The sequence below is a fragment of the Collinsella sp. AM44-11 genome (genome assembly GCF_003467145.1).
Taxonomy (GTDB): domain Bacteria; phylum Actinomycetota; class Coriobacteriia; order Coriobacteriales; family Coriobacteriaceae; genus Collinsella.
In genome coordinates this window covers 279,371-290,006 of the sequence record NZ_QSFE01000001.1, presented here as the reverse complement: position 1 = coordinate 290,006, position 10,636 = coordinate 279,371, and the positions used below count along the sequence as shown (strand labels likewise).

The 10,636-nt window shown below is 64.1% G+C and carries 11 protein-coding genes; all 11 read right to left on the bottom strand.

Features of this window, described 5'->3' with window-relative positions; all coding sequences use genetic code 11:
• Positions 1-38: 38 nt before the first annotated feature.
• Positions 39-881, bottom strand: a complete 843-nt coding sequence (locus DW943_RS01395; protein ID WP_233504193.1) for an IS3 family transposase — start codon at positions 879-881, stop codon at positions 39-41.
• A gap of 29 nt (positions 882-910) precedes the next feature.
• Entirely contained in the window at positions 911-1,402 is a 492-nt protein-coding gene (locus DW943_RS01390; protein WP_117861960.1) for a helix-turn-helix domain-containing protein, read from the bottom strand.
• Positions 1,403-1,851: 449 nt separating this feature from the next.
• Complete coding sequence (locus tag DW943_RS01385; protein ID WP_199572719.1) at positions 1,852-2,064, bottom strand: UDP-galactopyranose mutase; 213 nt, start codon at positions 2,062-2,064, stop codon at positions 1,852-1,854.
• Positions 2,065-2,127: 63 nt separating this feature from the next.
• A complete protein-coding gene (gene aroQ, locus DW943_RS01380) occupies positions 2,128-2,565 on the bottom strand; it encodes a type II 3-dehydroquinate dehydratase (protein ID WP_117861959.1) in 438 nt (145 codons plus the stop codon).
• Between the two features lie 100 nt (positions 2,566-2,665).
• Positions 2,666-3,904 carry a shikimate kinase gene (locus DW943_RS01375; protein ID WP_117861958.1) on the bottom strand — a complete coding sequence of 413 codons (1,239 nt, stop codon included), beginning with the start codon at positions 3,902-3,904 and terminating at the stop codon, positions 2,666-2,668.
• Positions 3,905-5,050, bottom strand: a complete 1,146-nt coding sequence (gene pheA / locus DW943_RS01370; RefSeq protein ID WP_117861957.1) for a prephenate dehydratase — start codon at positions 5,048-5,050, stop codon at positions 3,905-3,907. It lies immediately after the preceding gene.
• 42 nt (positions 5,051-5,092) lie between these two features.
• On the bottom strand, positions 5,093-6,190 hold the full coding sequence (gene aroC, locus DW943_RS01365) for a chorismate synthase (protein ID WP_117861956.1): 1,098 nt from the start codon (positions 6,188-6,190) through the stop codon (positions 5,093-5,095).
• Position 6,191: 1 nt separating this feature from the next.
• Entirely contained in the window at positions 6,192-7,511 is a 1,320-nt protein-coding gene (gene aroA / locus DW943_RS01360; RefSeq protein ID WP_117861955.1) for a 3-phosphoshikimate 1-carboxyvinyltransferase, read from the bottom strand.
• The gene (gene aroB / locus DW943_RS01355) at positions 7,505-8,611 is read right to left on the bottom strand and encodes a 3-dehydroquinate synthase (RefSeq protein ID WP_117861954.1); all 1,107 of its coding nucleotides are present in this window, start codon (positions 8,609-8,611) and stop codon (positions 7,505-7,507) included. Before aroB ends, aroA begins: the two co-directional genes overlap by 7 nt.
• A gap of 36 nt (positions 8,612-8,647) precedes the next feature.
• The gene (locus DW943_RS01350; RefSeq protein ID WP_117766673.1) at positions 8,648-9,562 is read right to left on the bottom strand and encodes a prephenate dehydrogenase/arogenate dehydrogenase family protein; all 915 of its coding nucleotides are present in this window, start codon (positions 9,560-9,562) and stop codon (positions 8,648-8,650) included.
• A gap of 3 nt (positions 9,563-9,565) precedes the next feature.
• Positions 9,566-10,588, bottom strand: a complete 1,023-nt coding sequence (gene aroF / locus DW943_RS01345; RefSeq protein ID WP_117786071.1) for a 3-deoxy-7-phosphoheptulonate synthase — start codon at positions 10,586-10,588, stop codon at positions 9,566-9,568.
• Positions 10,589-10,636: the final 48 nt, after the last annotated feature.

The window sequence follows — 10,636 nt, the reverse complement described above, 5'->3', positions numbered from 1 at the left end:
TGAACTGCGTCCCAAATCTTGGACGCCCTAAATAGCGACTAGGCCGCGAGGGCCTGATTCCGGAACTCCTCCGGGGTCAGGCCCTTCAATCTTACCTGCCTCCGGCTCGTGTTCCAGTGGACTATGTATTCCTCCAGGTCGCGTTTGAAATCCTCGAACGTCTCCCACTCGCGGCCCCGGTAGAACTCGTCCTTGACGTGGCCGAAGAGCTGCTCGGTGGCGGCGTTGTCGATGCAGTTCGCCTTCCTGGACATGCTCTGGACGATGCCGGCGGCCTCGAGCCTGGATGTGTACGAGGCGTGCTGGTACTGCCAGCCCCGGTCCGAGTGCATGGTCGGGGCGGCGCCCTCGGGGATCTTGGACAGCAGCTCGTCGAGCATCCTGACCTGCTGGGCCATGTCGGGCGTGGTCGATATGTCGCTCGCCACGATCTCCTTGGTGCAGAAGTCCAGCGTCGGGGCCCAGTAGGCCTTGCCGCCCGCCACCTTGAACTCGGTGACGTCCGTTCCCAGCTTCCGCCACGGGGCCCCGGCGTCGAAATCCCTCGCGATCACGTTCTCGAACGTCCTGCCGACGACGCCCCTGTACGAGTTGTACCTGTGGTAGGCCGTCTCGCGTCTGATACCGCAGCGAATCCCCATCTCGCGCATCATCTTGAGCACGGTCTTGTCGGCTATCACGGCCCCCTCTTCCGCCCTGAGGCACATCGCTATCTGCCGGTGCCCGCAGCCGTTGGCGGTGCGCGAGAAGATCTCGGCGGCCGCCTCCCAGAGCTCGGGGCGCGTTGGCCTCGGCGGGTGCGCGAGGGCGTAGTAGTAGGTCGACCGCTTGAGCTCGGCGCATGCGAGCAGGTGCCCGAGCGCGTGCCCCTCGGCGCGCAGGGCCGCGACCGCTTCGGCCTTCGCCCTGGTCAGAGCCCGTCCCTCTCGACCAGGGCGCGTAATTTTTTTAGGTAGGCCACCTCGGCCTCGAGCCTACGGCACCGCTCCTCGAGCTCCTCCTCGCGGGTCCGCGGCCTCGCCTTGGAACCGCTCGGCCGGCCCTTGGGCCTCGGGCGCAGGGCCTCCGCGCCGCCCCGGCGGTATAGCGCGCACCACTTCTTGAGCGGCGACATCGACATTATGCCGAACGCCGCCATCGCCTCGGTCTTCGTCATGCCGCCGTCGACGACGGCGGAGGCGGCGGCGACCTTCTGCTCGTATGTGTACCTGCCCTGCTTTCCGTCCATGCGCAGCAGCACCTCGCTCCCGAATGCGCGGTATATCTCCTGCCATCTTCTCACGGCTTCCGCGGGAAGCGAAAGGGCAATCGCGGCAGATTTATACCCGTGCCCGAGCTCGAAGAGCCCTATGGCCGCCTTCCTGGCCTCGACATCATGCTTCACTCTCAAATCAACGCGCATAAAGAAAGCCTCCCATTTCTCATGTCCAAGAAATGGGAGGCAGTTCAATTGGACGCTATGCCGGGCCTTCTGCTCTCGTGCGCGCCTGTCCAGTCTTGGTCGTTGAGGCTCTTGAGCTCATTTCTGGTTCATTAGATCTTTTGCTATTAAGTTTTAAAAACTGAACGCACAGTATACAGCGAGCAAAAGGAAGCGCACCTCGAAAGACACAACTGTTTTACCGAATGTTTCTTGCACTTGATATGATCATCGTGAAGAATGTTGATATCAGCCTACGACCTGCTTGGCGAGCCTGCGAAGCTCCTGCATGTCGATGGCGCCGTCATCGAAACGGGGCATGGCGAGCATGTCCGGCGTCGGGTCTGATAAGATTTCCATAGCGGTCTTCGTCCTTTCCTAGAACCTGTTGTTGTGGTGATTTCAGATTCTAGGACGAAGGCCGCTCTTCGTTAAACGAGCGCTAGGGTGTCACCCTTACACCAACATTTTCGACGCGATCGCATGTTGGCGACCATCTTGGTGTAACCGCCCATGGGGATGCCCTGGTAGCGGTCGTTGAAGTAGTTGTTGTCGTAGGTGAAGCGGCAGGGGAGGCGTTTGATGATGCTTGCAGGCAGGTCCTTGCAATCACGGCCCCATTGCTTCTCGGTATAGCCCTTCATGAACGTCTCGAAGATGCCGCGACCTACGAGGGAAAGGGCCCGCTGGTTAATTTGCCCCACGGATTAGTGTAGCAGACGCTCCCTCAACAGCTCTAGCGCGTGGGCGTAACCTTGGAGGCCTTCGCCGGTGATGGTGGCGAAGCATGCTAGGCGGGCGTAGCTTACCTGGCGGAAGTCCTCGCGCGTCTCGATGGCGCTGATGTGTACCTCCACGGCGGGAATGGCGATGGCCTTGAGAGCGTCTAGGATGGCCACGCTCGTGTGCGTGTAGGCCGCCGGGTTGATGACGATGCCGTCGACCTTGCCGTAGGCCTCTTGGATCTTGTCGACGATGCTGCCCTCGTGGTTAGACTGGAAGACATCGACCTCGTCGAAGCCCTGTGCAGCGCCCGCTTCCTGGCAAATCTGCACTAAGCGGTCGTAGTTGTCGCTGCCATAGATGCCCGGCTCGCGAATGCCGAGCATGTTGAGGTTGGGGCCGTTGATGACGAGTGCTTTCATTGTTGCTTCCTTTGCGGTTGGTTGGCGTGGCCGGCCTTATGGTCTTCGACGTTTGCCCAGATGAAACCTGCCAAAATAAACCTGTCCCTTTTTGGCAGGTTTAGAGGGTCTCGAGGACGGCTCGGGCGGTGTTGGCTGCGCAGTCGCGCGAGTCGATGATGTAGTCGGCCCAGGCGCGGTAGCGCGGCATGCGCTGCTCGGCCAGCTTGTCGATGCCGTCGCGGGCGGTGATAGGGCGACCCTTGTGGGCGAGTTCGTCGAGCTTACGGTTGAGCATCACGATCTGGCTGTTCTGGTGCAGCAGCGGGTAGTTCTCGTCTCGCGTGACGACGCCGCCGCCGGTGGAGAGCACCAGGCCGCTGCGCTTGGAGAGGTCGGCCAGGGCCGCCGTCTCCTGCTCGCGGAAGGCCGGCTCGCCGTGTTCGACGATATAGTCGGCGCAAGGCATGCCCAGACGTTCCTCGAGGGCGCGGTCCAGGTCGATGTGCTCGCGGCCGGTGAGCAGGGCGATCTGCTCACCCACGCAGGTTTTGCCCGAGCCCGGCATGCCGATCAGGGCGATGTTCTGCTCGCGGTGAGACAGGCGCTCCGTCACGTCTAGGATGCGCTCGCGCGGGGTGACCTGGCCGGTATAGCGTTCGACGGCTTGCGCCGCCTGGGCAACAAGCATGAGCAATCCGCCGATGCAGGGGATGCCGCGACGTTCAGCCTCGAGCATGAGCCCCGTGCGGGCGGGGTTGTAGACGATATCGATGACGCCCTCGAGCGCGTCGAGGCCCTCGAGCGTGCAAGGCGCGTCGGGGCAGTGGGGGAACATACCGGCAGGCGTGCAGTTGACGAGCAGCGCGGCGTCGGACTGCTGTGTGATGTTGTCGTAGTTGACCTCGCTCGTGCGTCCCACGGGCACCACGATCGCGCCCAGGTCGCCCAGCACCATACTTGCCGTGGTTCCGGCGCCTCCGGTGGCTCCGAGCACGAGGACCTTCTTGCCGGCAATCTCCACACCCAGCTCCTCGACCAGGCACTGGAAGCCGAAGTAGTCGGTGTTGTCACCGCGCAGACGGCCATCGGGCAGACGCGTGATCGTGTTGACGTTGCCCATGCGTTCGGCGAGCGGGCTCAGCTCGTCCAGGTAGTCCATGACGGCGCGCTTGTAGGGAATGGTTACGTTGGTGCCCTCCCATTCTTCGCCCCTCATAAAGGTCTCAAGATCCTCGGGCTCACGCTCAAAACGCACGTACTCAAGCCCCGCGAGTTCCTTGTAGATGGTCGGGGTGTAGCTGTGGCCCAGCACGCGGCCCAGCACACCGTAGGGGCGGGTTGTGGCGACGTCAGTCATCTAGAGCACCTCCGTGTAGCTGCCAAAGTAGGTGAAGCTCTCGCACACGTCGTCAATCGAGTCGAGCAGGTCGTCGAGGGCTTTGCTGCCAAAGGGACAGTCCAGATCGAAGTAGAACATAAACTCAAAGTCGCGCCCGGGGATGGGGCGGCTCTCGAGCTTGATGAGGTTGATGTTGAGCGCATAGAAGCGCTCGAGTACGCGATAGAGGGCGCCCGGCTCGTTGGCCGTGGTGATCATGAGCGAGGTGCGGTTGGCGCCGGGGTAGACGCGCGGCTCGCGGCTGATGACGACAAAGCGCGTGTAGTTATTATCCGAGTCCTGGATGTTGGGCTCCAGCACCTCCAGGCCGTAGAGCGCCGCGCAGCTGCGCGATGCGATGGCGGCGACATCGGTGCGCTCGGAGCTGGCGACCATCTCGGCCGACATGGCCGTGTTGGGGTACTTGGTGGCGTGCAGGTCGTGGGCCTCGATAAAGCCGGCGCACTGGGCAATGGCTTGGCCGTGGCTGTAAACCTCGTGCACGCTCGCGAGCTTGGTGCCGGGTTTGACGAGCAGGTTGTGGTCGATCTTGAGGCGCAGCGAGCGCACGATATGGAAGTCGAATTGTGCGAGCAGGTCGTAGACGGCGTTGACCGAGCCGGCGGTGGAGTTTTCGATGGGCAGCACGCCAAACTCGCAAAAGCCGTCGCGCACGGCGCGCATGACGCCCTCGAAGGTCTCGAAGAACGCAATATCGGGCACGTCGAAGAGTTTGCACGCGGCGATCTGGCTGTAGGCCCCCTCGACGCCCTGGCAGGCGACGCTGGCCGTTTGGGGGAAGGGCGTGTTAAAGGGCGATTCCGTGGCATGGGCCTTTTGCGACACCGTGACACCCTTGAGCTCGTTGATGTAGCGCTGCTGCTCGGCCTTGCTCATGCTCATGAGCAAGCGGAACAAGGCGATGGTTTGGGCCTCATAGCGCTCGGGCACGCGGCTGGCGAGGTTGTTGAGCTTGGAGCGCTCGCGGGCGGGGTCAAAGACGGCCTTGCCCATCTCGATCTTTGATTTAGCGACCTCGGTGGCAATATCCATGCGCTCGACAAAGCTGTTGAGCAGCGTGGTGTCGATGCCATCGATGGCCTGGCGGATGTCAGCAAGGTCCATGGAGACCCCTTTCATGTGTCGGGGGATTTTGAGGGTGGGTAGTTAGCGCTGGGCGGCGTCCTCGAGGAGGGCGTCCCAGATCGCGAGGGCGGCGGCTGCTTCGGCTACGGGGACGGCTCGGGGGACGATGCAGGGATCGTGACGCCCGTGGACCGAGAGCTCGGCATTTTCCATGGCGTCCATATCCACCGTCTGCTGCTCGCGGCCAATGGAGGGCGTCGGCTTTACGGCCATGCGCCACATGACGGGCGCGCCGGTCGAAATACCGCCCAGGATGCCGCCGGTGTTGTTGGACTCGACCTCAATCTCGCCGCTTTCGGCATCGATACGATACGGGTCGTTGTTCTCGCTGCCGCGCATGGCGGCGACGGCAAAGCCCATGCCAAACTCCACGCCCTTTACGGCGGGAATGCCAAAGGCAATCTGCGCGATGCGGTTCTCGATGCCGTCGAACATGGGGTCGCCGATGCCCGCAGGTAGGCCGTAGATGCCGCACTCCACGATGCCACCGATGCTGTCGAGCTCGTCGCGCGCGGCTAGGATTTCCTCGCGCATGCGGCCGGCTGCGGCGGCGTCAATGCACGGCAGATCGTTCGTAAGGATCGCCTTGCGGTCGGCCTCGCGATAGACCATGTCGTCCATGGGCAGGTCGGAGATGCCGCCAATCTGCGCCACGTGCGCCATGACCTGAATGCCGCAGGCCTCGAGTGCCTGCAGCGCAATGCCGCCGGCGATGCATAAGGGGGCCGTTAGGCGGCCGGAGAAATGACCGCCACCGGCGACATCGTGCATGTTGTGATACTTCACACGCGCAGGGAAGTCCGCATGTCCCGGACGGGGCTTGCGGCGCAGCTCGGAGTAATCCTTGGAGCGCGTGTTGGTGTTCTCGATAATCGCGGCGATGGGCGCGCCGGTGGTATGTCCATCGACCACGCCGGCGATGATGTGGGCGGCGTCGGCCTCGCGGCGTTTGGTCGCGGTCTCGTCGCGACCGGGGGCGCGACGGTCGAGGAAGGCCTGCAGCTTCTCCTGGTCCACGGCGATGCCCGCCGGAATGCCATCGAGCGAGCAGCCGATGGCGGGGGAATGCGACTGGCCAAAGATGCTTACGTGCAAGACGTTGCCAAAGGTCGAGGACATGCTATTCCTCCTCGAGCGTGACCTTGCCGCCCAGCAGGCGGTAGTGGTCAAAGAAATCGGGATAGGACTTGTTGACCGCCTCGGCGCCGTGAATCACGACCTCGCCGGTGGCACGGCTCGCGGCGATAGCGGCCATCATGGCGATGCGATGGTCGTTGTGCGAATCGACCTCGCCGCCGGTGAAGGCATCGACACCCTTGATGATGAGGTCATCGCCGGCAATGCGCACCTGCGCGCCCAGCGCGGTGAGCTCGCGGGTGGTGGTGACCAAGCGGTCGGATTCCTTGATGCGCAGACGGGCACAATCGCGGATAAAGGTACGGCCCTGTGCCAGCGAGGCCACGGCCGAGATGACGGGCACCAGGTCCGGAATGTCGTGGGCACTCATCTCAAAGCCGGCGAGCTTGTCGGACTGCACGGTGGCGGCGTTGGTGGAGCGCACGATGCGGGCGCCAAAGCGCGAAAGCGCGGCAAGCACGTTACGGTCGCCCTGTGCGGAGCTCAGCGACACGCCCTCGACGGTGATGGGGTCGGTGCCGATGGCACCGGCGCACAGCCAAAAGGCGGCGTTGGACCAGTCGCCCTCGACGGCTACGCTGCCGGGCGTGCGGTACGAGCCACTGCTCACGCGGAAGTTTGTGACCTCGGGCTGGCCGTCCTTGGCCGGAATTCGCTCGACGTTGACCTCGACGCCGAAGGCCTTCATGGCCTGGATCGTCAGGTTGATGTAGGGGCGGCTCTCGATGAGGCCGGTTACCTGCACGCAGGAGGGCTGGGCCAGCAGTGGGGCTGCCAGCAGCAGGCCCGAGATGTACTGCGAGCTCACGTTGCCCGGAAGCACAAAGGTGCCCGGGCGCATGCGGCCGCTCGTCTTGAGCGGAAAGCCGCCCAGACCCTGCAGGTCGCAGCCGGCGGCGATGATCTCGTCCGAGAGCGGGGAGAGGGGGCGGGCGCCCAGACGGCCCTGGCCCACAAAGGTGGCCTCTGCGCCCAGCGCGCAGGCCACGGGCAGCATAAAGCGCAGCGTGGATCCGCTCTCGCCGCAGTCGAGCGTGCCGCCGGCAAGGGCCTTGAGCAGGCCAAATTCAATGCTCTTCATGGTGGGGTGGACCTGGAAGCCGTCCTCGACGGTCTCGATGCGAGCACCCAGGGCCGTAAGGCAGCGCACCGTGGCCTCGATGTCGGCGCAGGTGGTGTTGCAGGTGACGTGTGTCTCGCCGTTGGCAAGCGCAGCGCAGATGATGAGGCGATGCGCCATCGACTTGGACGCGATAGCGGGAACGGTGCCCTTGAGCGGGGACGGGGTGATGCGGGCTAGCATGCGGATGCGTCTCCCTTCTGGCCGAGGCCCTCGGCAATGAGTTCGTGGAAAGTGGAAAGCGGCGTGCGGTCGATGCTGCAGCGGCCAATGCCGTGCGGAATCACAAGGTCGATGGTGTTGCCCGCGCGCTTCTTGTCGTGGAGCGCCTCGGCAAAGACGGCGTCGGCGGAAAGCTCGCAGCGGGTCTTGAGACCGTGGCGCGCGCAGAGCTCCTCGATGCGGCCGGGCAGCTCGGCGTCGCAAATGCCGTGCAGGGCTGCGGCGCGCGTGATGATGCCCATGCCGATCGACACGCAGTTGCCGTGGCCGAGCTCAAAGTGCTCGCAGGCCTCGACAGCGTGTCCGGCGCTGTGTCCAAAGTTGAGGAGCTTGCGCTGGTTGGTCTCGCGCTCATCGGCAACGACCACGGCGCGCTTGATGTCGATATTGCGGGCGATGATGAGCGCCACGCGTCCCACGTCGCGGTTCAGCAGCTCCAGCGTAAGTGGGGTCTTCTCCAGCTCGGCGAAGAGCTCGGGGTCGGCGATCACGGCGTGCTTGACGACCTCGCCGCAGCCGTCGGCGAACTGCTCGGGCGTGAGGGTGGCGAGACACCCCACGTCGGCAATAACCACACTCGGCTGCCAAAAGGCGCCGGCCAGGTTTTTGCCGGCAGCCAGGTCGATGGCCGTCTTGCCGCCCACCGATGAATCAACCATAGCGAGCAGGCTCGTGGGGATTTGCACAAACTTGCATCCGCGCATGTAGGTGGCGGCCACAAAGCCCGCCACGTCGCCCACGACGCCGCCGCCGAGCGCCACGATCACGTCGGAGCGCGAAAGCTCGTGCTCGGCCACAAACTCCAAAATGGCAACGTAGGTCTCGGCACGCTTATGGGCCTCGCCGGCCTCGAAGGTGCAGATGCTCACCTCGTAGTCTGCGGATTCGAGGCTCTGCTTGACGGGCATCTGGTAGAGCGGGCCAACGTTGATGTCCGTAACGATGACGGCCTTGGTGCCGCCGGCAGTGGCGCGCACGAGCGGTCCCGCCTGCTCCAGCAAAAACGTGCCAACATGCACCTGGTAGGGGCGTGCGGTGTCGATATCGATGGTAATCGCCATAAGCTTCGGTCCTTTCGACCTGGCGTGATGGGTGGTCTAGTGGGAGGCCTCGTCGTCGAGTGCGCGCTTAATTCGGTCGCCCTCGGCAAGGAGATTCTCCAGATAGCGCTGGTCGCGGTCTTTAAGGGCGCGGCTGTAGGCGCCGAGCGATTCGATCAGATGGTCGATCTCGAAGGCGAGCGCATTGGCGTCGTCGATCATGAGCTCGGACCACATCTGCGGATTGAGGTGCGCTACGCGGGTGAGGTCGCGGTAGCTGCCAGCCGAAAAGCCGTGGTGAACCTGAGCGGTCGGGCTCTTAACATAGGCGTTTGAGACGACATGCGCGAGCTGGCTCGTAAAGGCGATGACGCGGTCGTGCTCGGCGGCGCTGGTCACGCTGAACTTGCCAAAGCCCAGGGGACGCACCATCTCGCGCACCTGGCCCAAAAGCTCCAGTTTGAGCGCATCGTCCACCGCGGGCGGTACGAGCACCAGCGGGGCGCCCTGGAACAGGTCGGCGCGGGAGTGCGCATAGCCCGAGTACTGCGTGCCCGCCATGGGGTGCGCGCCCACAAAGTAAAAGCCGTGCTCGCGGGCAAGCTCAAAGGCGCGCTCGCACACGATGCCCTTGACGCCCACCGTGTCGATCACCACGGGGCCCATGATGGCCTCGGTGTCGGTGGCGTCGGCGAGCGCCTGGGCGTGCGCCTCGAGCCACTCGATGCATGCCTCGGGATAGCAGGCAAGGACGATGATGTCGCATTCGCCGAGTGTCTTGTCGTTGAGCTCTCCGGCGACGGTGCCCATGCTGGCGGCCGTCATGACATCGTCATCGGGGTCCCAGGCCAGCACACGGACGCCCGCCTGCGCATAACCGCGGGCAAAGCTGCCGCCGATGAGGCCCAAGCCGACGATGCCGGCGCACTTGGGGCCGCCCTGGTTAACGCGCGCGTTTCTCACCGTACCCATGGGCTACTCCATGGTCTCTTGGCAGACAACCTCGCGGATGGCTCGGATGCGGCGCATAGTGTCATCGAACTGATCGGGGGTGAGGGCCTGGGCGCCGTCAGACCAGGCGCGGCTCGGCTCGTCGTGGACCTCGATCTCCAGGCCGTTGGCACCGCAGGCGGTCGCGGCGAGCGCCATGGGCTCGACGTAGCGGGTGTAGCCGGTGGCGTGGCTGGGGTCGGCGACGACGGGCAGGTGCGACAGGTGGTGCAGCACCGGCACGGCGTTGAGGTCGAAGGTGTTGCGGGTGCGGGTCTCGAAGGTGCGGATGCCGCGCTCGCACAGGATGACGTTGTCGTTGCCCTCGCTCATGATGTACTCGGCGGCCATGAGCAGCTCATCGATCGTTCCGGACATGCCGCGCTTAAGCAAGATCGGAGTCTTGGTCTTGCCGACCTCTTTGAGCAGAGGGAAGTTCTGGGCGTTGCGGGCGCCGATCTGCATGACGTCGATCTTCTTGTCCAGGAAGACCTGCACGTCGCGCGGGTCCATGATCTCGGTGACGATCGGCATGTCGAGCTCGGCAGACGCCTCGCACAGCAGGTCCAGACCGGCGGGGCCCATGCCCTGGTAGGCGTACGGGGAAGTGCGGGGCTTGTAGGCACCGCCGCGCAGCATCGTGGCACCGGCGGCCTTCACGCGGCGGGCGATGCGGATGAGGTTCTCGCCCTCGACGGAGCACGGGCCGGCGATGACCTGGAACTGATCGCCGCCGATCTTGACGCCGTGGCCGCAGTCGATGACGGAGTCCTCGGGGTGGAACTTGCGGTTGGCGCGCTTGAACGGCTCGGAGACGCGCTGCACGCGCTCGACGACATCCATGGACTCGAGCAGGAACGGGTCGATCTTGGTCGTATCGCCCACCAGGCCGATGATCGTCTCGTTCTCGCCGCGCGAGACATCGGTCTTCAGGCCCTTTTTCTCAATCCAGCTGACGATATGGCTGACGGCCTCGTCGCTGGCGCTCTCTTTTAAAATTGCAATCATGGTGTGCCTCTCACCTCGATGGATAACCCTTGCAAAAACGGCCCGCAT